Below are 24,303 nucleotides of genomic sequence, written 5' to 3'. Positions count from 1 at the left end.
TGAGTTCGTGCGCGTTCACCGCACGAACCATCGTCAAGGAGCATCGTGACCACGATCGAGCCGCGTACGGCCGGCCGTACGAACGACGCCGGATCGACCGATCGCTCCACCCGCCAGGTGATTGCCGACTACGTCGCCCTCACCAAACCGCGGATCATCGAACTGCTGTTGGTGACCACCTTCCCGGTGATGTTCCTGGCCGAGCGCGGTATCCCGAATGTCTGGCTGATCCTGGCCACCCTTGTCGGCGGCGCGTTGTCGGCCGGTTCCGCGAACGCGTTCAACTGCTACCTCGACCGTGATATCGACAAGCTGATGCACCGGACCGAGGGTCGCCCGCTGGTCACCGGCGCGATCTGCCCGCGCAACGCGCTGATCTTCGCGTCCGTGCTTGGTGTGACCTCGACGCTGTGGCTCGGTCTGCTGGTCAACTGGCTGTCGGCTGCACTGTCGGTGGGCGCGATCGTGCTCTACGTCGGCTTCTACACGATGCTGCTGAAGCGCCGCACCTCCCAGAACATCGTCTGGGGCGGCGTCGCCGGCTGCATGCCGGTGCTGATCGGCTGGTCCAGCGTCACCGACTCGCTGTCGTGGTCGGCGCTCGTGCTGTTCCTGGTCGTGTTCTTCTGGACGCCGCCGCACTACTGGCCGTTGTCGATGCGCTTCAAGGACGAGTATGCCAACGCCGGTGTGCCGATGCTCCCGGTCGTCGCGCAGGACACCGCGGTCGCCAGGCAGATCGTCATCTACTCCTGGGTGACCGTGCTGACCACGCTGGTGCTGATCCCGGTCGCCCCGATGGGATGGATCTACACCGTGCTCGCCGTGCTGTCCGGCGCACTGTTCCTGGTCGAGGCGCACAAGCTGCAGGCGCGCGCCAAGCAGGGAGTGCCGTACTCGGTGCTGAAGCCGATGCGGCTGTTCCACTACTCGATCAGCTACCTGACGCTGGTCTTCCTCGGTGTCGCCCTCGACCCGATCCTGTACGCCGCCCTCCCAGGTCTGTAGTCGCCACCGGCGACCGCCTCACAGGTAGCCGTTCTCCCGCAGCAGCGCCACGATCGGCGCAGCGCTCTTCGCCTGCCGACCTGCACCCATCAACTCCGGCGTACATCCGACGAAGACGTCGATCGACACAGCAGGACCGGAGGCGTAGTCGAAGACCAACGATCGGTTCTGCTGGGGTTTCGGCGCCCGGCCGCATGAACTCCAACCTTGTGCTGTGGTCGTCGGTAGGGCCCCCAGGACACGAATGACCTCGGTGCGCAGCGCTGCAGAGGGTGGGCGCATGGCGTTGCTCGCGTCGCAGACGGTGAATCCGATCGGGTCACCCGGGATGAGGTCACGGTCGCTTCCGACTCGTCCCGTCCCACGCGAACACCCCCCGTCCCGCGGCGGAGGCACCCATCTGGCCTGCTTCGCCGAATCAGTCAGCACGCGGCCGAACGCGGGGTCCGCCGTGAACGTGCCGTTCGACGTGGTGGAGCAGTTGTTCGGGTCGTCCTGAGCCGCCACCGAGACCGTCCCGGTCGGGTAGGTGAGTGCGATTCCGGACGAGACGAGCGCTCATGATTCCCCCTGGTGTGTGATGAATCACAGCATGGCCCGCCGGCGGCGCTCTGTCTGCTGCGTACGCCGAATCGTGACGATGCGTCCGGCGAGCGGCTACACGTCCTCGCGGACCCGAAGCGACAGCAGCGCCCAGGTCACGCTCGCCACGAGCAGCGACGCACCGAGCATGTGCAGCAGCACGAGCACCCAGGGCAGGTCGGTGAAGTACTGCACGTATCCGATCAGTCCCTGCAGCAGGGTCACGATCAGCAGTGCGGTCCAGGCGCGCGGGGCGTTGGTGCCGGGTGCAGTGAGGCGGACGGCGACCAGCACGCCGATCACGAGTCCGACGAAGAGCATGACGGCATCGGCGTGCAACCAGGAGATCGTGCGCGGGTCGAGTCCGAGACGGACGGGTTCGTCGGCGTCCCCGGAGTGCGGACCCGAGCCGGTGACCAGGGTGCCGAGAAGGAGCACGACCGCGGTGAACACGGCGACGCCTTGAGCAAGGCGCCAGATGCCCGGCCGGACGATGAGTCGCGCGGGCGCGTCACCTTCCCGGCCGCGCCACACCAGCCAGGCGGAGGCTGCGACCAGCAGCATCGAGATCATGAAATGCGCGGCGACGATCGCCGGGTTGAGGCCGGTCAACACCGTGATGCCGCCGACGATCGCCTGCAGTGCGATACCGAACAGCACCATCGCGGTCGGCAGTCGCAGCCCCTTGCGCTGCGGTGCGCCCTTGATGATCCCGATCAGCAGGGCGAGAGCCACGATGCTCAGCAGGCCGGTCAGTGTGCGGTTGCCGAACTCGACGTACTTGTGCCACGACTGTTCCTGGTGGCGCGTGGGCGTGATCGACCCCTCCACGCACTGCGGCCATTCGGGACATCCGAGACCGCTGCCGGTGAGGCGGACCAGTCCACCCGTCACCACGATGCCGATCTGGCAGGCGAGGTTCAACCAGAACAGCGTCGTCAGCCAGCGGGGAAGGGGACGCGAGGAGAGTGTGGGCAGGAGGAACCCGCGTCCGGCTGAACCCGCCGCCTCGCAGGTGCGCAGGTCGTGGTCGGTCCGGGTGCTCGTCATGTCAGGTGCCATTCGTCGTCATTCGTTGCTTCAGTCGCTCCAGTCGAAGGTGCCCAGGGCGAGCACGGAAGCCAGGGCTCCCCATGAGGCCAGGACGAGGAGGGGCAGGAGTGCGTCGCCGACGTGACCGGTCAGGGCATGACGCAGACCGTCGCCGAGAGCGCCCGACGGCAACCACGCGACGACGGAGCCGAGCACTCCGGGCAGCCGGTCGGACGGGAGCAGCAGGCCCCCGAGTCCTGCGACCAGTACCCAGATCAGGTTGGCGACCGCGAGGACTGCTTCGGCGCGCAGCGACCCGGCGAGCAGGAGAGCGAGGGCGACCCAGGTCCAGGTGCCGATCACGAGGAAGAACAGCGCCACCGGCAGGCCCCCGACCGAGGGACGCCAGCCGAGTGCGAGGCCGAGTCCACCGAGCGCGACGGTTTGAATGCCGACGACCGCGAGGACTCCGATTGCTTTGCCCCACAACAGTCCTGAGCGACCCAGGGGAGTGGTGCCGAGGAAGCGCAGCACCCCGTAGCGGCGGTCGAAACCAGTGGCGATGGCCTGCCCGGTGAACCCGGTCGACACGACGGCGAGGGCCAGTACGCCCGGGACGATCAGGTCGATCCGCCGGCCGGCTCCGAGGTCGGGGACGTCGGTGAGGACCAGCGCAAGCAGTGCCAGCGCGGGGAGCACCAGGGAGACGAGCAGCTGCTCGCCGTTGGAGAGCAGGGTGCGGGTCTCGTACCCCGCCTGGGCCCGGACGCGGGCAGCGGTTGTGGAACTCATCGGGTCGCCTCGGTACGGCGGGTCAGTTCGAAGTAGCGCGCCTCCAGGCCGGTGGTGCCGGCCACCTCCGCGAGCGTGCCCGCTGCGCGGACCTGCCCGTGAGCGATCACGACGATGTCGTCCGCCAGGCGTTCGGCCTCCTCGAACGAGTGCGTGGTCACCACGACCGCGCAGCCCCGGTCGCGTTCGTCACGGATGAGGTCCCACACGTCCAGGCGTGCATGCGGGTCGAGGCCGGCCGTCGGTTCGTCGAGGAAAGCCACCTCGGGAGTGCCGAGCAGCGCGGCGGTCAGGGCGACGCGCTGCCGTTGGCCGCCGGACAGCCGGCGCATCGAGGTGTCCCAGAAAGCTTGCAGATCAAGCCGATTCGCGAGTTCGTCGAGGCGAACACGTCCGTCGACGAGAGTCGCCACGTGCTGCAGGAAGCGTCGTGCGCCGACTGCACCCGGAAGCCCGCCATCCTGCAACATGACACCGACCCGGCTGCGGTGCCGATCGTCGGCGCGCCAGGGGGAGTGGCCGAGCACGCGGACCGAGCCGGTCTGCGGCTGCTTGAGGCCCTCGGCGAGTTCCATCGCGGTGGTCTTACCGGCTCCGTTTGGCCCGAGGACGCAGGTCACCCGTCCGGCGTCGGCTGTGAAGGTGAGCGCATCGAGAGCGGTGTTGGTGCCGTATCGGTGCGTCACCTGATCGAACGCGACCGCCGGAGACTTCACGGTCACCCAGTCTAGGTTGCTTTCCGGACGGCGATGACAGCCGTCGTCAGCTCAGGCCGACGTCTGGGAGTCCGAGCACGCGCCGCTCGATTGCCGGGGACGCCGGACGGGAACGCGCGAGCCGGCGGCTGCGGACGTGGTTGTCGGACGGGATCGACAGCATGTCCGCCTGATCGCCGAGGCCTCGCCGGAGGCACGTGAGCGGGTTAGGTCTACCTGAGTTTCCAAGGCTTTTCGAATAAGGACATACTGGTGTTGTGTTTATTGCTGACCGTGCTGTGCCCGCAGCCGACCGTGCCGAGTCCGGCACGCGTCGCCGCGTGCTCACGCTGGTCAGCGAGCGCGGTCCGATCACCGCTGCGCAAGTCGCCGAGATTCTCGGTCTGACCACTGCCGGCGTCCGACGTCACCTCGACGTGCTCGCCGAGGAAGGCGCGGTCGAAGAATCCGATCACGCGCTGGCCGGCGCCCGTAAGCGGGGACGTCCGGCCCGCGCGTATGTGCTGACCGAACGGGGCCACCAGAGCCTGCGCGGCGACTACGACGAACTCGCCACCTCGGTGCTGCGCTTCCTGCGTGACAACCAGGGCGAGGAGGCCGTGGGTGCCTTCGCGCGTGCGCGAGCCCTGAAGCTCGCCGAGCAGATCCGCCCCGCCGTCGAGGCGGCGGGCGACGACCCGCAGGCGCGCGCCGCGGCACTCGCCGAAGCGTTGCGTATCGAGGGCTACGCCGCATCGTCCCGGCCGGTCGGGAAGGGAACGCCACTCGCAGGCGTTCAACTGTGTCAAGGGCACTGCCCGGTGCAACATGTGGCCGCCGAGTTCCCGCAGTTCTGCGAAGCCGAGACCGAAGTCTTCTCCGACCTGCTCGGAGCACACGTCCAAAGGCTTGCGTCGCTCGCATACGGCGACCACGTCTGCACGACGTTCATCCCCGCCAACCAACTTGCCAATTCGCCACAGAAGAGAAGGGATCCGCGATGAGCACCATCGAAGAGCTCAACCCGGGACTGAAGGACATCGGCCGTTACGAGTACGGCTGGGCCGACAGTGACACCGCGGGCGCCAGCGCTCGCCGCGGCCTGAACGACGAGGTCGTCCACGACATCTCCGACCGCAAGAGCGAGCCGGCCTGGATGAAGGAGCGGCGCCTCAAGGCGCTCAGCCTGTTCTACAAGAAGCCCATGCCGCAGTGGGGCTCCGATCTCACCGGCATCGACTTCCAGAACATCAAGTACTTCGTGAAGTCCACCGAGAAGCAGGCCACCAGCTGGGAGGACCTGCCCGAGGACATCAAGAACACCTACGACCGACTCGGCATCCCCGAGGCGGAGAAGCAGCGCCTGGTCGCCGGCGTCGCCGCCCAGTACGAGTCCGAGGTCGTCTACCACCAGATCCGCGAAGACCTGGAGGAGAAGGGTGTCATCTTCGTCGACACCGACACCGGCCTGCGCGAGCACGAGGAACTCTTCAAGGAGTACTTCGGTTCGGTCATCCCCAGCGGCGACAACAAGTTCGCGGCGCTGAACACGGCCGTGTGGTCGGGTGGCTCGTTCATCTACGTGCCCAAGGGCGTCCACGTCGACATCCCGCTGCAGGCCTACTTCCGCATCAACACCGAGAACATGGGCCAGTTCGAGCGGACGCTGATCATCGCCGACGAGGACTCCTACGTCCACTACGTCGAGGGCTGCACCGCGCCGATCTACAAGTCGGACTCGCTGCACTCCGCCGTCGTCGAGATCATCGTGAAGAAGAACGCCCGCGTCCGGTACACGACCATCCAGAACTGGTCGAACAACGTGTACAACCTGGTCACCAAGCGCGCCACCTGCGACGAGGGCGCGACGATGGAGTGGATCGACGGCAACATCGGCTCCAAGGTCACCATGAAGTACCCGGCCGTCTTCCTGCTCGGTGAGCACTCCAAGGGCGAGACCCTGTCGATCGCGTTCGCGGGCGAGGGTCAGCACCAGGACGCCGGCGCCAAGATGGTGCACGCGGCTCCGCACACGTCGTCGACGATCGTCTCCAAGTCTGTCGCCCGTGGTGGCGGACGCACCTCCTACCGCGGCCTGGTCCAGGTGCTGGAGGGTGCCGAGCACTCCAAGTCCAGCGTCGTGTGCGACGCGCTGCTGGTCGACCAGATCAGCCGCAGCGACACCTACCCGTACGTCGACGTCCGCGAGGACGACGTGCAGATGGGTCACGAGGCCACCGTGTCCAAGGTGAGCGAGGACCAGCTGTTCTACCTGCGCTCGCGCGGTCTGTCGGAGGAGGAGGCCATGGCGATGATCGTGCGTGGCTTCGTCGAGCCGATCGCCCGTGAGCTGCCGATGGAGTACGCGCTCGAACTCAACCGCCTGATCGAGCTGCAGATGGAAGGTGCCGTCGGATAACCCCCGACGCACCCGCAAATCCATCAACGACAAGGAGATTCAACTTTCATGACGCTCATCACGCCAGAGCGCAACCAGGCCCAGGGGCACACCGACTCGTCCGCGGCCTTCGTGCCCGACCAGTCGCGCGCCGAGCGCAAGACCTCGTTCGAGTCGGCCGACTTCCCCGTGCCGCACGGCCGCGAGGAGGAGTGGCGCTTCACCCCGATCGACACGCTGACCAACCTGTTCAGCGACGCCGCGGGCGACGACGGTGCGGTCACCGTCGACGTCAGCGGGGCGCAGGCGGTCGTGGCCGACACGCTGGACATCGGTGAGGCCCCGCGCGGCACCGTGCTCACGCCGGCCGATCGGGCGGCAGTGGTTGCCTCGGCCAACACCGAGCAGGCGCTGCACCTGAAGCTGGACAACGACACCGAGTACGCCGAGCCGCTGCGCGTCCGCGTGCACGGTGAGGGTGCCGGACGTCGTTCCAACGCGCACTACGTCATCGAGGCCGGACGGCACTCGAAGGCCCTGGTGATTCTGGAGCACACCGGGTCGGCCGACCACACCGGCAACCTCGAGGTCGTCGTCGGTGACGGCGCCAACCTCACGGTCGTCTCGCTGCAGCAGTGGGACGACGACGCCAATCACCTCGGTCAGCACGACGCGATGGTCGGACGCGACGCCACCTACCGTCACATCGTCGTGACGCTGGGAGGCAACGTCGTGCGGCTGAACAGCAACGTGAAGTACGCCGGCCCCGGCGGCGACGCGACGCTGCTCGGTGTCTACTTCGCCGACGCCGGTCAGCACCTGGAGCACCGCTCCTTCGTCGACCACAACGCGCCGCGCTGCCGGTCGCTGGTCACCTACAAGGGTGCGCTGCAGGGCGACACCGCCCGCACCGTCTGGGTGGGCGACGTGTTGATCCGCGCCGAGGCCGAGGGGATCGAGACCTACGAGCTCAACCGCAACCTGGTGCTCACCGACGGGGCGCGCGCCGACTCGGTGCCCAACCTTGAGATCGAGACCGGCGACATCGAGGGGGCGGGGCACGCGTCCTCGACCGGCCGCTTCGACGACGAGCAGTTGTTCTACCTGCAGGCTCGCGGCATTCCCGAGGCCGAGGCCCGTCGCCTGGTCGTGCGCGGCTTCTTCGCCGACATCGTCGCCAAGATCGGTGTTCCCGAGGTAGTCGACGGCCTGATGGAAGCCATCGAGGACGAACTGGCGGCGACCGAGCAGTGAGCGAGTACGTCAAGGTCTGCACCCTGGACGACCTGCCCGAGGTCGGCGCAGTGGTCGCCGATTTCGACGGTCGTCGGGTCGCCATCGTGCGCGACAGCCTCGGCGAGGTGCACGCGATCGACGACACCTGCACCCACGCGAACGTCTCGTTGGCCGAGGGTGAGGTCGAGGGCTGCACCATCGAGTGCTGGCTGCACGGCTCCCGTTTCGACCTCAACACCGGGGCGCCGACAGGCCTGCCGGCCACCGTCCCGGTCGTCGTCCACTTCGTGAAGATCGACGGCTCCGACGTCAACGTCGCCCTGAACAACTGAACTTTTCGAACCTGCTTCAAGGAAAGAGAACACTGATATGACGACTCTCGAGATCAAGGATCTGCATGTCTCGGTCGACACCGAGCACGGCGAGAAGGAGATCCTCAAGGGCGTGAACCTGACCATCAGGTCGGGTGAGACCCACGCGATCATGGGCCCGAACGGCTCCGGCAAGTCGACCCTGGCGTACTCGATCGCCGGGCACCCGAAGTACACGATCACCTCCGGTGAGGTGCTGCTGGACGGCGAGAACGTCCTCGACATGGAGGTCGACGAGCGCGCTCGCGCCGGCATCTTCCTGGCGATGCAGTACCCGGTCGAGGTTCCGGGCGTGACCGTCTCGAACTTCCTGCGTACCGCCAAGACCGCCATCGACGGCGAGGCGCCGAAGCTGCGCACCTGGGTCAAGGACGTCAAGAGCGCCATGGAGAACCTGCGCATGGACCCCGCGTTCGCCGAGCGCAACGTCAACGAGGGCTTCTCCGGTGGTGAGAAGAAGCGTCACGAGATCCTGCAGATGGAATTGCTGCAGCCGAAGATCGCCGTGCTCGACGAGACCGACTCCGGCCTCGACGTAGACGCGCTGCGCATCGTCTCCGAGGGCGTCAACCGCGCCAAGGAAACCTCGGAGGTGGGCGTGCTGCTGATCACCCACTACACGCGCATCCTCAATTACATCAAGCCCGACTTCGTGCACGTCTTCGTCGACGGCAAGGTCGCCGAGGAGGGTGGCCCGGAGCTGGCCGAGCGCCTCGAGGCCGAGGGCTACGACCGTTACCTGACCGCCAAGGCCTGAGCCGGATGAGTTCTTTCGACGTGAAGCGGCTGCGGGAGGACTTCCCGCTGCTGCGCCGTACCGTGCGAGGTGACCAGCCACTGGTCTACCTCGACTCCGGTGCGACGTCGCAGAAGCCGCTCACCGTGCTGGACGCGGAGCGCAGCTACTACGAGCAGCAGAACTCCGCCGTCCACCGCGGTGCACATCAGCTGGCCGAAGAGGCCACGGACGCCTACGAGCAGGCGCGGGCCAAGATCGCCGCGTTCATCGGTAGTTCGGTCGACGAGATCGTGTTCACCAAGAACGCGACCGAGTCGATCAACCTGGTGACCAACGCGTTCGCCACCTCGCCGCATCCGCGGATCGAGGGCAGCGAACGCTTCGAGATCGGTCCGGGTGACGAGGTGCTCGTCACCGAGATGGAGCACCACGCCAACCTCGTCCCCTGGCAGGAGCTGTGCCGTCGGACCGGCGCGACCCTGCGCTGGATCGGGATGACGCCGGACGGCCTTCTCGACCTGTCGAACCTGGACGAGCTGCTCACCGAACGCACCAAGGTCGTCGCCTTCACGCACGTGTCCAACGTGCTGGGCACGATCAATCCGGTGCGCGAGATCGCCGACCGGGCACACGCCGTCGGTGCCCTGGTCGTGCTGGACGCGTGCCAGTCGGTGCCGCACATCCCGGTCAACGTGACCGCTCTCGGTGTCGACTTCCTGGCTTTCAGCGGCCACAAGATGCTCGGCCCGATGGGCATCGGTGTGCTATGGGGACGGGCAGAACTGCTCGAAGCCATGCCGCCGTTCATCACCGGTGGCTCGATGATCGAGACCGTCTACATGGACCACTCGACCTACGCGGCCCCGCCGCAGCGGTTCGAGGCCGGTGTCCCGATGGCCGCTCAGGCCGTCGGTCTCGGCGTCGCCTGCGACTACCTGTGCGACATCGGCATGGACGTCGCCGCCGCCCACGATCGTGAACTCGTCCAGGCCACACTCGACGGTCTGGCGAAGCGTCCGTGGGTCCGGGTGCTGGGTCCGCTCGACGCCGCCTCGCGAGCCGGTGCGGTCGCGTTCGTCGTCGACGGCGTGCACCCGCACGACGTCGGCCAGATCCTGGACGACTCCGGAGTTGCCGTCCGTACCGGGCACCACTGCGCGTGGCCGTTGCACCGGGCGTTCAAGGTTTCGGCCTCGACGCGGGTCAGCTTCGGGGTGTACACCACGCTGGACGAGGTGGACGCGTTCCTGAACGCTCTCGATCGCGTGCCGGCAGTGTTCGGTCTCGATGCCGAGATCGCACAGGCGCCCGATGCGAAGGCGGAGGCCTCCTGATGGACCTGTACCAGCAGTTGATCCTCGACCACTCCAAGCACCCGCAGCACGCGGGCCTGCGCGAGCCGTTTGACGCCGAGACACACCACGTCAATACCTCGTGCGGCGACGAGGTCACCCTTCGAGTTCACCTCGAGGGTGAGGGTTCGGACGCCAAGGTCGCCGATGTTTCCTACGACTCGATCGGTTGCTCGATCTCTGTCGCCTCGACCTCGATCCTGGCCGAGGAGGTGATCGGCCACAGTGTGACCGAGAGCCTGGAAACCTTCGAGGCGATGCGTTCCATGCTCACCAGCCGTGGCCAGGACCCGGGGGATGAGGAGATGATCGGTGACGGCGTCGCCCTTGCCGGTGTCTCCAAGTACCCGGCCCGGGTGAAGTGTGCGCTGCTGGGGTGGACCGCCTACACCGACGCGCTGGCACGAGCCGGCGCCGACATCTCAAGTACTTCTTCGCAGGCCCGATCTCAGGGAGGCAACTCATGACCGACGTACAGACCCCGCCCAACGTGGCGGACGTGGAAGAGGCGATGCGCGACGTCGTCGACCCCGAGCTCGGCATCAATGTCGTCGACCTCGGCCTCGTCTACGGCATCACCGTCGACGGCGACAACAACACCGTCATTGACATGACGTTGACCTCGGCGGCCTGCCCGCTGACCGACGTCATCGAGGACCAGACCCACCAGGCGCTTGAGGGGCTCGTCTCCTCGACCCGGATCAACTGGGTCTGGATGCCGCCTTGGGGCCCGGACAAGATCACCGACGACGGGCGCGAGCAGCTTCGCGCCCTCGGCTTCAACGTCTAGCCTGGACCGCATGAGTGACGACCGGCGAGCTGGCACCCTGTGGGTGGTCGGCTGGCCGGTCGTTGTCGTTGTCGCGGCGGTCTGTCTGGCCGGGCTACCCGACGGTGGCGTGCTGCCTGCCGTGCTGGCGGTGCTCGTCGGCGTCGTCGCGGTCGCTGTTGGTCAACGCTCGTACGGCCCGCGCGCGACCGCAGGTCTGCACGCTCCGGCATCCGTGCTCACCGCCCCGACACGATGCTCGGTGGCACAGATCGTGCTGCGGCACCCGATCCAGCCACGCGCTCCCGGGCTGGTCTGAGCCCGCACAACTCAGACTCGACCCGAACGAATCCCCGTGTGGGGGAAACGGAGCACCTTGCCATGCCTGACTTCTTCTCGCCCCTGACCGCCCTGCTGGGCACACTCCTGGCCGGCGCCCACGCGTTGGCCACCACCATCGGTCTATCCGGCGCTGCCGACTGGGTCGTGGCGATCGCGCTGCTCACCTGTGCAGTCCGTCTGGTCCTGCTCCCGCTTGCCATCTCCGGGGCCAAACACGCCCGGGCCGCGGCGAAGGCCGCACCCGCCATGCGCGAGTTGCAGGCGAAGTACGCCGGCAAGCGGGACCAGGAGAGCATCAAGGCGATGATGCAGGAGCGCAAGGCCATCCAGGTCGAGCACGGCATGTCGGCCGCAGGCTGCCTGCCGGTGCTGCTGCAGATGCCGGTCTTCCTCTCCCTGTACCACCTGATCATGAAGGTGACCGACGGCAAGCGGGTCGGCGCCTTGAGCAACCAGGCGGTCGGATCAGCGATGGCCGTATCGCTGTTCGGCGTCGGTCTCGACTCACGGCTCAACGCGGTGAGCGGCACTCAGTTCGTAGTGATCCTGCTGATCGCGCTGGTCGCCGGCGGGGCAACCTGGGCCACCCAACGATGTTTCAACTTCAGCACCCCGGCCGAAGGTGACCCGATGGCCGGCGTGCTGAAGGTGATGCCCTGGTTGTCCCTGGTGGGCGTGGTCTTCGGTGCCTTCTTCGTTCCGGCGGGCCTGGTCCTGTACTGGATGTTCTCCAACCTGTGGACGCTCGGCCAGCAGGCCGTCCTGGTGCGCAAGTACGGCCAGGACGCGCCGCTGACGTCACCGATGATTCCCGACAACGCGTAAAGCACTCGTGGACCGGAGCCGGTCCGGACGGAGCACGAGCCGGTCAGTCCGAAGATGACCCGTCGGTGCCCTTTCGGCAGACCTCTCGGGCCCGGTGATAAGCGGCACGTGACCGACCGGGCGCTCACAGACAGTGCACAGTGACCCGACAGGACGACGCCGGCAAGCAGGTGTCGACTGACGGTCATGTCAACGAGGGAGAAGACCATGACCGACCGACTGCGCACCTACGAGGGCCGCGTGCTGCCGAAGCAGGACGAGGAGGTCGTGGATCAGGGCTTGCAGTTCGACCTGACCACGCTCAGCCGCCGTCGCGCGCTCAAGGTGTTCGGCTTCGGTGCGGGCACTGCGGTACTGGCAGCCTGCGGTTCGGGCGGTGACTCAACCGGTGCGTCGACGAGCAATGCAACCGACTCCTCGGGCAGCGCCGCCACGTCGTCCGCGAGTCTGTCCGAGATCCCGGACGAGACCGCCGGGCCGTACCCCGGTGACGGCTCCAACGGACCGGACATCCTGCAGGAGTCCGGCGTCGTGCGCCGGGACATCCGCAGCAGCATCGGTTCGGCCAGGGGCACCGCGCAGGGCGTGCCGATGACTCTGGAGCTCACCGTGCTCGACATGGCCGACTCCGGCGCCGCGTTCAAGAACGCCGCCGTCTACGCATGGCACTGCGACCGAGACGGCAACTACTCGATGTACAGCTCCGGGGTCGAGAACGAGAACTACCTGCGCGGCGTGCAGATCGCCGACGCCGACGGCAAGGTCACCTTCACCTCGATCTTTCCCGCCTGCTACTCGGGGCGCTGGCCGCACATCCACTTCGAGGTGTACCCAGACCAGGACGCCATCACCGACTCGTCGAAGGTCATCGCCACCTCCCAGGTCGCGTTGCCGAAGAACGTCTGCGATGCGGTGTACGCCACCTCGGGGTACGAACGGTCGGTCACCAACCTGGCCCAGCTGAGCCTGGACAGCGACAACGTGTTCGGGGACGACGGCGGCAAGTCACAGATCGCCACGGCCACAGGCAGTCCGAGTGTCGGCTACCAGGTCGCACTGACGGTTCCGGTCGACACGCGCACCGCCCCTTCCGGTGGCGGTACGGGTCGGTGATCCAGGTCTGCAACCCCGGACCCTCGTTGGTCTGAGGACGCGATGGTGGCTGGACCCACTCGTTGTTGGGTGGTGCTAGGACTACTCCACAGTGGCCGGCGCGAACGTGTCGCACTGGCGGATGTCGCCGGTTTCGTACCCGACCATGAACCACTTCTGGCGAGCGGCTGCGGAGCCGTGGGTCCAGTTCTCCGGGGTCACACGCCCCTGGGACTTCTCCTGGATCCGGTCGTCACCGACAGCTGCGGCAGCTGACAGCGCGGACTCGATGTCCTGCTCGGTCGGCTTCTGCAGCAGCGTGTTGCCGTTCGCGTCCTTGGTGTTGGCCGCGTGGTGCACCCAGAGCCCGCCGTAGCAGTCGGCCTGCAGTTCGGTGCGAACCGCGGCGGAGTTCGGACCCTGCGGGTCCTGCTGCGAGCGGCCGAGGATGCCAAGCAGGTTCTGCACGTGGTGGCCGTACTCGTGCGCGACGACGTACATCTGCGCGAGGTTGCCGCCGTCGGCGCCGTACTTGCTCGACAGCTCCTGGAAGAAGGAGACGTCGATGTAGACCTTCTGGTCCAGCGGGCAGTAGAACGGGCCCATCGCCGAGCTACCGGTACCGCACGCGGTCTGGGTGGAGCCGCTGTACAGGACGGTCTTCGCGGGCTCGTACTGCTTGCCGTACTCGGGCAGGTAGTTGGTCCAGAAGTCCTGGACACTGTTGACCGTGCCGATCACGCGGCAGGTGTCGTCGCGGTTGGCGTCTGCGCCGGTCTTGCACTGGGAGATCGACTGGTCGACCGAGCTGTTGCTGCCGGCGACATTCTGGGTGCCCAAGTCCCACGGGTTGGCGCCCCCGCCGGCACCTCCACCGCCGCCTCCACCGCCGCCTCCACCGAGGCCGTTCAGCAGGACCATGATGACCGTCAGGATGAGACCGCCGACACCGCCGACGGCGATGCCACCGGGCGCCATACCGCCGCCACCCTCCACCTGTGAGGTGTCGAGCTGGGCATTGTCGTTGAACGTCACTTGGGACCTCCGTGTCCGTCGGCGCCCTGGTCAGGTCGCCGCTCTACTGCCTGCGTAGACTATCCAGTCGCGCGCGCCACTCGTCGCATGCGCGCCACCCAGTTGCCGCGGTCGATCCGCAGTGCACCCGCGATCTGTCCGAAGGACTTCTGAAGATGATCACCGCTCAAGGCATCGAGCTGCGCGCCGGCTCCCGACTCTTGGTGGAGAACGCCACCTTCCGCGTCGCTCCCGGAGACCGGGTGGGCCTGGTCGGACGCAACGGTGCCGGCAAGACGACGCTCACCAAAGTCCTTGCCGGACAAGGCATTCCGGCCGCCGGCACGGTCACGAGTTCCGGCGAGGTGGGCTACCTGCCGCAGGACCCGCGCACCGGCGACCTGGAGATCCTGGCCCGGGACCGCATCCTTTCGGCGCGTGGACTCGATTCGATCATCCGCGACCTGCGCAAGGCCGAGGCAGGTATGGCGGACGAGGACGAGGAGTTGCGCGAGAAGGCGATGCGTCGTTACTCCCGGCTGGACGCCGAGTTCACCGCGCAGGGCGGGTACGCCGCCGAGTCCGAAGCGGCGTCCATCGCCTCCAGCCTCAGCCTGCCGGAGCGGGTACTGGGCCAGCCGTTGAAGACGCTCTCGGGAGGTCAGCGTCGCCGCGTGGAACTCTCCCGCATCCTGTTCAGCGGTGCGCAGACCCTGCTGCTCGACGAGCCGACCAACCACTTGGACGCCGACTCGATCATCTGGCTGCGCGATTACCTGAAGGCCTACCGGGGCGGTCTGATCATCATCAGCCACGACGTGGAGATGCTCGACACCGTCGTCACCCGCGTCTTCCATCTGGACGCCAACCGGGCCGAGCTCGACATCTACAACGTCGGCTGGAAGCCCTATCTGCAGCAGCGCGAGACCGACGAGAAGCGCCGCAAGCGCGAGCTGCAGAACGCGCAGAAGAAGGCGGCTGCGTTGCTGACCCAGGCTGACAAGATGCGCGCAAAGGCCACGAAGGCGACCGCTGCGCAGAACATGGCACGACGCGCCGAACGGCTGTTGGCCAGTGTCGAGGGCGAGCGTCAGCACGACAAGGTCGCCAAGCTGCGCTTCCCGACCCCGGCCGCCTGTGGCAGGACGCCGCTGCGGGCCGAAGGACTGTCGAGGTCGTACGGATCCCTGGAGATCTTCACCGATGTCGACCTGGCGATCGACCGGGGGAGCAAGGTCGTCGTCCTCGGTCTGAACGGTGCCGGCAAGACGACCTTGCTGCGTCTGCTGGCCGGTGTGGACACGCCCGACACCGGTGAGGTGCAGCCGGGCCACGGACTCAAGCTCGGTTACTACGCGCAGGAGCACGAGAACCTCGACGTCGAGCGCAGTGTGCTGGCCAACATGAAGTCGGCAGCGCCGGACCTCGGCGAGACCGAGGTGCGCAAGGTGTTGGGTTCGTTCCTGTTCAGCGGCGACGACGTCGACAAACCGGCCGGAGTGCTGTCCGGCGGGGAGAAGACGCGTCTGTCGCTGGCGATGCTGGTCGTCTCCGCGGCGAACGTGCTGCTGCTCGACGAACCGACCAACAACCTCGATCCGGCATCCCGAGCGGAGATCCTCGGTGCGCTGAACGGCTACGAGGGCGCCGTCGTCCTGGTGACGCACGACGAGGGAGCCGTGGACGCGCTGCAACCCGAGCGGGTCCTGCTGTTGCCGGACGGGGTGGAGGACCACTGGGGTCCGGACTACCTCGACCTGGTCACTCTCGCCTGACCCCGGGCATAGAACGCCGACCGATCGGGTTGGCGCAAGTGGCGATCGAGAGAGGCTCCCGGTGACCGGAAACTGGCAGGTCATGCAGTCGCTGACGAAGGACTCGTCGGTGAAGGGCAACAAGCTCAAGAAGGGCACCACGAAGCGGGTGCTGTCGTACGCGACTCCGTACAAGCGACGGATCGCGGTGTTCCTCGTCCTTGTGGTGCTCGACGCCTTGCTGGTGATCGCAACGCCGTTGATCCTCAAGGAGATCATCGACAAGGGCGTGGTGCCGCAGGACAAGGAGCTGATCGTCTGGCTGGCGGTCGCGGCCGCCGTGGTGGCGGTCCTGGACGCCGCGCTCGGGATCGTCCAACGCTGGTTGTCGGCCGGGCTCGGCGAGGGACTGATCTACGACCTGCGCCGTGAGGTGTTCGGGCACGTGCTGCGTCAGCCGATCGCGTTCTTCACCCGCGCCCAGACCGGTGCGCTGGTCACCCGACTCAACTCCGACGTCATCGGCGCCCAGCAGGCGTTCACGTCCGTGATGTCGAATGTGGTCTCGAACGCCGTCAGTCTCGTCGTCATCATCATCGCGATGGCGCTGCTGTCCTGGCAGCTCACGCTCGGTGCCCTTGTGCTCGTGCCCTTCTTCCTCATCCCGACCCGCATCATGGGTCGCCGGTTGGCGGGACTCACCCGCTCGCAGATGGTCGAGAACGCCGATCTCGGTGCTCGGATGACCGAGCGCTTCAACGTCGCCGGCGCATTGCTGGTCAAGCTGTTCGGCCGCCCGGCCACGGAGGACGAGGAGTACGCGGAACGCGCGGCGAAGGTGCGCGACATCGGCGTGAGCATCGCCGTCCAGCGCGCCATCCTGCTCATCGGCCTCACCTTGCTGGCGTCGTTGGCCACCGCGATGGTTTACGGCATCGGTGGCGTCATGGCCGTCGAGGGTGCCCTCACGATCGGCACCTTGCTCGCTCTGGCCGCGCTGCTCGGCCGCCTGTATACACCGCTCACCGCATTGTCGAACGTCCGCGTCGACGTGATGACGGCGCTGGTCTCCTTCGAGCGGGTCTTCGAGATCCTCGACCTGAAGCCCCTGGTCGAAGAAGCCGAGAACCCCCGAGAACTGCCGTCCGGCGCGCTCGAGGTCGAACTGCAGGACGTGACCTTCGCCTACCCGACGTCCGACAAGGTGTCGCTGGAGTCGCTGGAGATGCGAAGTGCCGACAAGGGCGGCGGTTCGGCTGTGCTGCAAGACATTTCACTGTACGCCAAGGCCGGAGAAGTCGTCGCGCTCGTCGGTCCTTCCGGCGCCGGCAAGACGACGATCACCGGCCTGGTCGCTCGCCTGTACGACCCGACCAGCGGCACCGTCCGCGTCGGCGGCGAGGACCTGCGCGATGTCAGCTTCGAGTCGCTGCGCGACCGCGTGGGCGTGGTCACCCAGGAAGCGCACATGTTCCACGACTCGATCCGCGGCAACCTGCTGTACGCCAAGCCCGACGCGACCGACGCACAACTCCAGGACGCCCTGCGCGCCGCGAACGTGTGGGGGCTGATCGAGCGGTTGCCGCACGGTCTGGAGACGGTGGTCGGTGACCGCGGCCACCGGTTGTCAGGTGGGGAGAAGCAACGCCTGGCGATCGCCCGGCTGCTGCTCAAGGCGCCGTCCGTCGTGATCCTGGACGAGGCGACCGCGCACCTCGACAGCGAGAGCGAGGTGCTCGTGCAGCGAGCCCTCGACAACGCCCTCGCCGGACGCACCGCGGTCGTCATCGCTCACCGCCTGTCGACGGTACGCAATGCCGACCAGATCCTGGTGATCGACAGCGGTCGAGTGGTGCAGCGCGGCAAGCACCAGGAACTGCTCGCCGCCGGTGGCCTGTACGCCGACCTGTATCGCACGCAGTTCTCCGACGACACCGCTCGGGTCGACCAGGCCTGAGCGCAGACCGCCGACTGCAGGTTGGTGGATCAGTCGTCTTCCTCGTCCCAGATCCGCTGCTTGGTCGGTTTCGGAGGTTCAGCCCGTCCGGTTGCATCGAGATGCTCCCGGCGGGCGCGCAGCAGCACGAAGGCGATGACACCGGCGGCCGCCAGCCACCACTGGAAGGCGTAGGAAAAATTGATCCACGCCGAGCCGCCCGGATCGGGCTTCGGCAGCGCTTGCGGGCGAGCCTGGGTGACCCCGGGGCCGGATTCGGAACGCATCAGGACGTAGCCGTCGGCGGCGCCGGCCTGACCGGTCAACTGACGCAACTGCGCGATGTTGATGGACGCGGCCTGACCCTGAACGCCGGCACGCTCGAGATTCGGCTCGCCGGATCGCAACCACCCGATCACCTCGACCCGCCCCGTCGGCGTCGCCGGAACGGAGTCGGGGCCCGCTGCGGTACGACCGTTGGGTACCCAGCCGCGGTCGACGAAGACGACCTCACCGCGCGTCGTGCGGAACGGCACCAGTACCTCGAACCCGTAGTTCTTGTTCAGCGGACGGTTGCGCACCAGCACGCGATCCGGGTCGAGGTAGTCACCGGTCATCCGCACCTGACGCCATTGCTGATCGGCCGTCGGGGCGACCGCAGGATCGGGGTGGGCCTGCCGGATGTCGACCGGTTCGCCGTTGTAGTTGGCCTCGAGGTGTCGCTCGGTGGCGATCCGATCCTCGTACCGGCCGAACTGCCAGCGCCCGAGCAGAGTGCAGGCCAGGGCGACAACGAGTGCCGCGGCCAACCAACCCAGCCAGCGGCGGGTCATCAACTGGCGAAGCACCCCGTCACCGTACTCGCCCCCTGACCGGCGCTGATTTTCGCCCGTGGTTCAGGCGGGGCGACCTTCTACGGGACGAACGTCCCATGACGCAACCCGCTCGGCGGCTTAGCATGGAGAGCATGTCTGTTCCCACCGCCGGCCCGCTCGTCGACACGTTCGGTCGTGTCGCCTCGGATCTGCGGGTCTCGGTGACCGATCGGTGCAATCTTCGATGCACCTATTGCATGCCGGCCGAGGGACTGCCGTGGATGGCGAAACCGGAGATGCTGGACGACGACGAGATGGTCCGGTTGATCCGATTGTTCGTGGCCCTCGGCATCGACCAGGTGCGGTTCACCGGCGGCGAACCGCTGCTGCGCCGTTCGCTGATCGATGTCGTGCGACGAGTGGGCGAATTGCCCAACCGTCCGCGAATGGCATTGACCACCAACGGGATCGGTCTCGATCGCTTGGCGCAACCGCTGGCCGATGCCGGGCTGGACCGGATCAACGTGTCGCTGGACACCGTCTCCTCGCAGCGGTTCATCGAGCTCACCCGGCGTGACCGCTTCGCCGACGTCGAGCGGGGTCTGAAGGCTGCCGCCGATGCCGGACTGACACCGGTCAAGGTGAACGCCGTCGCGATGCCGGGCGAGGACCCGTCCGATCTGCTCGCCTGGTGCCTCGACCGCGGGTATGAGTTGCGGTTCATCGAGCAGATGCCGCTGGATGCACAGCACTCCTGGGACCGCTCCACGATGATGAGCCGCCAGGACCTGCTGGACGCCCTCGGCGCGCGATTCCGGCTGAGCCCGGTGGAGCAGCGCGGATCTGCTCCCGCCGAACGCTTTTACGTCAACGGCGGACCCGCCACCGTCGGTGTCATCGCCAGTGTGACCGCGCCGTTCTGCGGCGCGTGTGACCGCGTCCGGCTCACCGCCGACGGACAGGTGCGCAACTGTTTGTTCGCCCGTGATGAGAACGACCTGCGCGGTCCGATGCGCGCGGGCGCCTCGGACGAGGAGTTGGCCGACCTGATCCGGTTGAACATGTGGGGCAAGGCCCCCGGCCACGGCATCGGCACGCCCAACTTCCAGCAGCCGGATCGCCCGATGTCCGCCATCGGCGGCTGAGAACGGCTGCTGCTCAGTCGAGGTCGGCCACCGGGACGACGTCCATCGGGAACGTACGTAGGGCGAGGAACTCGGTCAGCGTCACCCGATGCTCACCACAGGCAAGCCAGACCTTGCGACGGGTTGCGTCGTGGATTTTCGGGTTGCGCCACCGGATGCCCCACACCGCGTCCGCCGGACAGCCCTTCGCGCTGCAGCGCAGGGGCTGCCCGCTCACTTGGGTTTGTCCAGGTGCAAGATCGGGTCGGACGGACGCACCGAACCCAGCACGTCGATGCGTCGCTTGTTCGTCGCGTTGGCCAGCACGACCGCGAAGTAGGGGAGCAGCACCGCGCCCACCATGCAGATCACGGACGCCCACCGCAACGGGCCCCACAGCACGACCGCGAGCACGAAACAGACCGTGCGCAGGCTCATCGAGATCAGGTAATTGCGGATACGGGTGTCGCGGTCGTCCTTGACGGGCTTGGGCAGATTGGTCGCCGAGGGGACCTCGTCGTGGGGAAGCGTGCGCCGAGCCATGAACCCCACCGTACGCCTGTGCCGGCCCGGTGCTCGCGGCCGCCGTGGACGGTTCGTTTCGGGCTTACCGAAAAGTAGTGGATACGGTCGACCCACCCTATTCAAGGAGAGTCAATGACTGAGCCCACGACCAGCCCGCGCAATGTCCTGGTGACCGGTGGAAACCGCGGCATCGGCGCGGCCATCGCGCAGGCCTTCCTCGATGCCGACGACAACGTCGCGATCACCTCGCGGGACGGTTCCGGGCCCGAGGGCGCGATTGCGATCGCGGCCGATGTCACCGACAGTGCAAGCGTCGACGCCGCGTTCGGCGAGGCCGAGGAGAAGCTCGGTGGTCCGGTCGAGATCGTGGTCGCCAACGCCGGCATCACCAAGGACACCTTGCTGATGCGGATGACCGACGAGGAGTTCGACCAGGTGCTCGACACGAACCTCGCCGGTGCCTTCCGATGCGCACGGCGCGCGAGCAAGGGCATGCTCAAGCTCAAGCGCGGCCGGTTGATCTTCATCTCCAGCGTGGTCGGCCTGTACGGAGCGCCGGGCCAGGCGAACTACGCGTCCAGCAAGGCCGGTCTCGTCGGACTGGCCCGATCGATCACCCGCGAACTCGGCAAGCGCAACATCACCGCCAATGTCGTCGCTCCTGGGTTCATCGACACCGACATGACCCGGTCCCTGCCCGAGGCGCAGCAGCAGCAGTACCTCGCCGCGGTCCCCGCCGGTCGCTTCGCCCAGCCGGACGAGGTCGCCGAGGTCGTGCGATTCATCGCTTCACCCGAAGCCGGTTACATCAGCGGTGCGGTCATCCCGGTCGACGGTGGCCTTGGCATGGGTCACTGACCCCAGCCGTCACCACACACGAATCACCAACAGAGAGAACGAGAATGGGCATCCTCGAGGGTAAGAAGCTGCTGATCACCGGTGTCCTGATGGACTCTTCGATCGCATTCCATGTCGCCAAGCTGGCGCAGCAGGAAGGCGCGACGGTGGTACTCACCAGCTTCGGGCGCACGATGAAGATCACTCAGACGATCGCCAAGCGCCTGCCCACCACGCCCCAGGTGATCGAACTCGACGTGACCGACAAGGAGCATCTCGACTCGCTCACCGAGCGTCTCGGCGAACACCTCGACGGGCTGGACGCGGTCCTGCACTCGATCGGTTTCGCACCCCCCGGCGCCTTCAACTTCATGGAGGGGGAATGGGACGACGTCGCCACAGCCGTCCACGTGTCGGCGTACTCGCTGAAGGCTCTGGCCGCTGCGACCGCGCCGATGATGACCGACGGCGGCTCGGTGGTCGGATTGACCTTCGACGCCAAGTTCGCCTGGCCGGTGTACGACTGGATGGGCGTGGCGAAGGCTGCGTTCGAGTCGACCAACCGGTACCTGGCCCGCGACCTCGGCCCGAAGAACATCCGCTGCAACCTGGTGTCGGCGGGTCCGATTCGCACCACCGCGGCCAAGTCGATCCCGGGGTTCGAGACCTTCGAGAACACCTGGAACGAGCGAGCACCGCTCGGCTGGGACGTCCGCGACCCCGAGCCGGCCGCGAAGGCCTGCGTCGCGCTGATGTCGGACTGGTTCCCAGCGACCACGGGTGAGATCGTCCACGTCGACGGCGGCGTGCACGCGATGGGACAGTGAGCCCCCGCGACGACAACGATCGACGGTCGGAGCCCTAGGCTGGTCGGCATGAATTCACCGGTCGAGATCACCGAGGTGCGGGTCCTGGAAGGGCCGAATCTGTACTTCCCCCGCCCGGCAGGAAAGATCTCGATCGAACTGCCCGGCTATCACCTCGCCGAGCGGGAATCATTGCAGCAGTTGGGTGCTGCGCTGTCGATCCGCCGCCGGTCGGCGGGCGAACCTGGCAGTGTCGAACGACGCCAGTACGTCGCGTCCCTGGTGGAGCGCATCGTCCGGTCGATAGCCCGCGAAGCGGGTATCGCACGCCTCGGTCTGAGAGTGCGCCAGACGGGGGACGACTGCCTGGTCGTCGCGTTCGCCTTGCGCCACCGTGGAAGGGCTCAACTGTTGGCCGACGCCCTCGGCGGGGCATTGCCCGATCTGCTCGACGGCGCTGACGTCACCACGACGCTGTCGCAGGCGGCAGCACTTGTCCGGGGTGGCGACCAGGGCGCCCGGCTCAAGCCGCTGCGTCCGAAAGTGCCGATCGTCGCGATCACCGGCACCAACGGAAAGACCACGACAACCCGTCTCATCGCGCACCTGGCGATGACCGCCGGCCGCACGACCGGATGGAGTTCCACCGACGGGGTCCTGGTGCAGGGCGAGCAGATCGAACACGGCGACTACTCCGGGCCAGCCGGCGCCAGGGCTGCCCTGCGCGACGACGTCGACTTCGCAGTCCTCGAGACCGCGCGCGGCGGGATGCTGTTGAAGGGCCTCGGCACCGCATACAACGACGTCAGCGTCGTTACGAACGTCAGCGCAGATCACCTGGGGCAGAACGGTATCGACACCGTCGACCAGCTCGCCGAGGTGAAGGCGATCATCACCCGCGTCACCAAGCCGTCCGGTTGGGTGGTGCTCAACGGCGACGACCCGCGCGTGTGGGCGATGCGCAACCGGGCGAGCGCACCGGTGTGGTGCTTCTCGCTCGACCCCGAATCGCCGTCGTTGCGGGAGTCGCGCGACAGCGACGGACGAGGACTCACCGTCGACGACGGACACATCGTCGTCCTCGAACCGGGGCACGGCCCGGAGCCCTTGATCGATGTGCTCGACGTGCCGATGACCTTGTGCGGGCTGTCCGAGCACAACCTCGCGAACGCTCTCGCCGGGGCAGCCGCGGGCCTGGCGGCGGGACTCCCCAGGGAATCAGTTGTCGAGGGACTGCGCACCTTCGTGCCGGACGCCGCTCACAACGCCGGCCGGATGAACATCTACTCGTTGCCGACCGACGACGGCGACGTCACGGTCATCCTCGACATGGCGCACAACGAAGGCGGCCTCGAGGCCCTGCTGCGTGTTGGCCGCGGTCTGTGCGAGTCGGGTTCGTCGTTGCTGCTGGGCCTCGGCACGGGCGGTGACCGCACCGACGAGATCCTGCGCAACCTGGGCGAGATGGCTGGCCTGGAAGCAGACCGCGTCCACATCGCGCACAAGGAGAAGTACCTGCGCGAGCGTTCGATGGACGACCTCGAGGCGAAGCTGACCGAAGGACTCAACCGCGTCGGGGTCACGCCGGTCTCGAGCTCACCGACCGAGATGGACGGCCTGCAGGCGCTGTTGGACGACGCGCACGGCGGTGATGTGTTGGCGCTGATGACGCACGCCGACCGGGCCGAGTTGCACGACTGGCTGCTGCAGCAGGGGGCCACCGAAGACGCGCCAGAAGCGGTGCGGCACAAGGTGATTCGGGCGCGCGGTGAGCACGAGGCGGAGGCGCGCATCACTGCACTGTGGGAGATCGAGGACCCGCAGGAGCGGATAGTCGTCGGCACCCGGCTGCGGGACGACTACCCGGGCGACGCGCGGGTGCTCTACGAGCACGCCGGCACGTTCGACAGCGCCGGCGAGGAGGAGCCCGCGCTCGAGGCCTACGACCGCGCCCTGGACGGGGGCCTTCGCGAGCCCTTCCGCCGGCGGGCACTGATCCAGAAGGCGTCCACGCTGCGTCACCTGCGCAAGCTGGAGGAGTCCCAGGAGATCCTCGACGAGCTCGCCGCGGCATGGCCGGACAACGAGGCGATCGCCGCGTTCCGTGCGATCACCATGCACGACCGCGGTCTGGACGCGGCAGCACTGCACGATGTGCTGCTGATGCTGCTGCAGCACTCCACCGACGTGGACGTGGACCGCTACCGGCGTTCGCTGACCCGCTTCACCGGCGACATCTCCTGACCCCCGGGTCTCCGC

The 24,303-nt window shown here is 67.3% G+C and carries 26 protein-coding genes; 18 read left to right on the top strand and 8 right to left on the bottom strand.

Annotated features, from left to right (window positions below; genetic code table 11):
* The first annotated feature begins 45 nt into the window (after positions 1-45).
* Positions 46-1,008 carry a heme o synthase gene (locus FB459_RS11770; protein ID WP_141928644.1) on the top strand — a complete coding sequence of 321 codons (963 nt, stop codon included), beginning with the start codon at positions 46-48 and terminating at the stop codon, positions 1,006-1,008.
* An 18-nt stretch (positions 1,009-1,026) separates the two neighbouring features.
* On the opposite strand, the gene FB459_RS11765 is transcribed toward FB459_RS11770, so the two are convergent.
* From FB459_RS11765 to FB459_RS11750, 4 genes are all read right to left on the bottom strand, one after another.
* Entirely contained in the window at positions 1,027-1,515 is a 489-nt protein-coding gene (locus tag FB459_RS11765) for a hypothetical protein (protein WP_141928643.1), read from the bottom strand.
* 150 nt (positions 1,516-1,665) lie between these two features.
* Positions 1,666-2,640, bottom strand: a complete 975-nt coding sequence (locus FB459_RS11760; protein ID WP_141928642.1) for a COX15/CtaA family protein — start codon at positions 2,638-2,640, stop codon at positions 1,666-1,668.
* Positions 2,641-2,670: 30 nt separating this feature from the next.
* Positions 2,671-3,414 (bottom strand): ABC transporter permease, encoded by a 744-nt coding sequence (locus tag FB459_RS11755; protein ID WP_141928641.1) that lies wholly within the window; start codon positions 3,412-3,414, stop codon positions 2,671-2,673.
* Positions 3,411-4,136: an ABC transporter ATP-binding protein gene (locus FB459_RS11750; RefSeq protein ID WP_342771350.1), complete on the bottom strand. Its 726-nt coding sequence runs from the start codon at positions 4,134-4,136 to the stop codon at positions 3,411-3,413. The genes FB459_RS11755 and FB459_RS11750 overlap by 4 nt, the downstream gene beginning before the upstream one ends.
* Positions 4,137-4,387: 251 nt before the next feature.
* On the opposite strand from FB459_RS11750, the gene FB459_RS11745 reads away from it, so the two are divergent.
* The 11 genes from FB459_RS11745 (at position 4,388) to FB459_RS11695 (ending at position 13,254) form a co-directional block, all read left to right on the top strand.
* A complete protein-coding gene (locus tag FB459_RS11745; protein WP_141928640.1) occupies positions 4,388-5,113 on the top strand; it encodes a helix-turn-helix transcriptional regulator in 726 nt (241 codons plus the stop codon).
* Complete coding sequence (gene sufB / locus FB459_RS11740) at positions 5,110-6,528, top strand: Fe-S cluster assembly protein SufB (RefSeq protein WP_141928639.1); 1,419 nt, start codon at positions 5,110-5,112, stop codon at positions 6,526-6,528. The genes FB459_RS11745 and sufB overlap by 4 nt, the downstream gene beginning before the upstream one ends.
* A gap of 48 nt (positions 6,529-6,576) precedes the next feature.
* Complete coding sequence (gene sufD, locus FB459_RS11735) at positions 6,577-7,761, top strand: Fe-S cluster assembly protein SufD (protein WP_141928638.1); 1,185 nt, start codon at positions 6,577-6,579, stop codon at positions 7,759-7,761.
* Positions 7,758-8,075 carry a non-heme iron oxygenase ferredoxin subunit gene (locus FB459_RS11730; protein ID WP_141928637.1) on the top strand — a complete coding sequence of 106 codons (318 nt, stop codon included), beginning with the start codon at positions 7,758-7,760 and terminating at the stop codon, positions 8,073-8,075. The genes sufD and FB459_RS11730 overlap by 4 nt, the downstream gene beginning before the upstream one ends.
* Positions 8,076-8,112: 37 nt before the next feature.
* Complete coding sequence (gene sufC / locus FB459_RS11725) at positions 8,113-8,871, top strand: Fe-S cluster assembly ATPase SufC (protein WP_141928636.1); 759 nt, start codon at positions 8,113-8,115, stop codon at positions 8,869-8,871.
* A gap of 5 nt (positions 8,872-8,876) precedes the next feature.
* A complete protein-coding gene (locus FB459_RS11720) occupies positions 8,877-10,187 on the top strand; it encodes an aminotransferase class V-fold PLP-dependent enzyme (RefSeq protein ID WP_141928635.1) in 1,311 nt (436 codons plus the stop codon).
* Positions 10,187-10,672, top strand: a complete 486-nt coding sequence (gene sufU, locus FB459_RS11715; RefSeq protein WP_141928634.1) for a Fe-S cluster assembly sulfur transfer protein SufU — start codon at positions 10,187-10,189, stop codon at positions 10,670-10,672. Before FB459_RS11720 ends, sufU begins: the two co-directional genes overlap by 1 nt.
* Positions 10,669-10,995, top strand: a complete 327-nt coding sequence (locus FB459_RS11710) for a metal-sulfur cluster assembly factor (RefSeq protein ID WP_141928633.1) — start codon at positions 10,669-10,671, stop codon at positions 10,993-10,995. The genes sufU and FB459_RS11710 overlap by 4 nt, the downstream gene beginning before the upstream one ends.
* A 10-nt stretch (positions 10,996-11,005) precedes the next feature.
* Positions 11,006-11,293, top strand: coding sequence for a hypothetical protein (locus FB459_RS11705; protein WP_141928632.1), 288 nt, complete (start codon positions 11,006-11,008; stop codon positions 11,291-11,293).
* Between the two features lie 62 nt (positions 11,294-11,355).
* Positions 11,356-12,141 (top strand): YidC/Oxa1 family membrane protein insertase, encoded by a 786-nt coding sequence (locus FB459_RS11700; RefSeq protein WP_170221893.1) that lies wholly within the window; start codon positions 11,356-11,358, stop codon positions 12,139-12,141.
* 207 nt (positions 12,142-12,348) lie between these two features.
* The gene (locus tag FB459_RS11695; protein WP_141928630.1) at positions 12,349-13,254 is read left to right on the top strand and encodes an intradiol ring-cleavage dioxygenase; all 906 of its coding nucleotides are present in this window, start codon (positions 12,349-12,351) and stop codon (positions 13,252-13,254) included.
* An 81-nt stretch (positions 13,255-13,335) separates the two neighbouring features.
* Here FB459_RS11695 and ypfJ read toward each other — a convergent pair whose 3' ends face one another.
* Complete coding sequence (gene ypfJ / locus FB459_RS11690) at positions 13,336-14,268, bottom strand: KPN_02809 family neutral zinc metallopeptidase (protein WP_141928629.1); 933 nt, start codon at positions 14,266-14,268, stop codon at positions 13,336-13,338.
* 155 nt (positions 14,269-14,423) lie between these two features.
* Between ypfJ and abc-f the strand changes: the two genes are divergently transcribed.
* On the top strand, positions 14,424-16,022 hold the full coding sequence (abc-f, locus tag FB459_RS11685; RefSeq protein WP_141928628.1) for a ribosomal protection-like ABC-F family protein: 1,599 nt from the start codon (positions 14,424-14,426) through the stop codon (positions 16,020-16,022).
* 82 nt (positions 16,023-16,104) lie between these two features.
* Positions 16,105-17,958 (top strand): ABC transporter ATP-binding protein, encoded by a 1,854-nt coding sequence (locus FB459_RS11680; RefSeq protein WP_141929518.1) that lies wholly within the window; start codon positions 16,105-16,107, stop codon positions 17,956-17,958.
* 29 nt (positions 17,959-17,987) lie between these two features.
* Here FB459_RS11680 and FB459_RS11675 read toward each other — a convergent pair whose 3' ends face one another.
* The gene (locus FB459_RS11675; protein ID WP_141928627.1) at positions 17,988-18,785 is read right to left on the bottom strand and encodes an SURF1 family cytochrome oxidase biogenesis protein; all 798 of its coding nucleotides are present in this window, start codon (positions 18,783-18,785) and stop codon (positions 17,988-17,990) included.
* Between the two features lie 110 nt (positions 18,786-18,895).
* Between FB459_RS11675 and moaA the strand changes: the two genes are divergently transcribed.
* Positions 18,896-19,897, top strand: coding sequence for a GTP 3',8-cyclase MoaA (moaA, locus tag FB459_RS11670; protein ID WP_141928626.1), 1,002 nt, complete (start codon positions 18,896-18,898; stop codon positions 19,895-19,897).
* 13 nt (positions 19,898-19,910) lie between these two features.
* On the opposite strand, the gene FB459_RS11665 is transcribed toward moaA, so the two are convergent.
* Both FB459_RS11665 and FB459_RS11660 read right to left on the bottom strand, forming a co-directional pair.
* Entirely contained in the window at positions 19,911-20,114 is a 204-nt protein-coding gene (locus FB459_RS11665; protein ID WP_141928625.1) for a hypothetical protein, read from the bottom strand.
* The gene (locus FB459_RS11660) at positions 20,111-20,419 is read right to left on the bottom strand and encodes a DUF3099 domain-containing protein (RefSeq protein ID WP_141928624.1); all 309 of its coding nucleotides are present in this window, start codon (positions 20,417-20,419) and stop codon (positions 20,111-20,113) included. The genes FB459_RS11665 and FB459_RS11660 overlap by 4 nt, the downstream gene beginning before the upstream one ends.
* Before the next feature lie 114 nt (positions 20,420-20,533).
* On the opposite strand from FB459_RS11660, the gene fabG reads away from it, so the two are divergent.
* Genes fabG through FB459_RS11645 form a run of 3 tightly spaced genes read left to right on the top strand, consistent with a single transcriptional unit; the run spans position 20,534 to position 24,288 of the window.
* Positions 20,534-21,259: a 3-oxoacyl-ACP reductase FabG gene (gene fabG, locus FB459_RS11655; protein ID WP_141928623.1), complete on the top strand. Its 726-nt coding sequence runs from the start codon at positions 20,534-20,536 to the stop codon at positions 21,257-21,259.
* 44 nt (positions 21,260-21,303) lie between these two features.
* On the top strand, positions 21,304-22,065 hold the full coding sequence (fabI, locus tag FB459_RS11650; protein WP_141928622.1) for an enoyl-ACP reductase FabI: 762 nt from the start codon (positions 21,304-21,306) through the stop codon (positions 22,063-22,065).
* 48 nt (positions 22,066-22,113) lie between these two features.
* A complete protein-coding gene (locus tag FB459_RS11645; protein ID WP_141928621.1) occupies positions 22,114-24,288 on the top strand; it encodes a tetratricopeptide repeat protein in 2,175 nt (724 codons plus the stop codon).
* Positions 24,289-24,303 lie beyond the last annotated feature (15 nt).

The sequence above is a fragment of the Yimella lutea genome (assembly GCF_006715095.1).
Classification (GTDB): Bacteria; Actinomycetota; Actinomycetes; order Actinomycetales; family Dermatophilaceae; genus Yimella; species Yimella lutea.
Note: the sequence above shows the minus strand (reverse complement) of the source record. Positions and strands in the feature narration are given on the sequence as shown.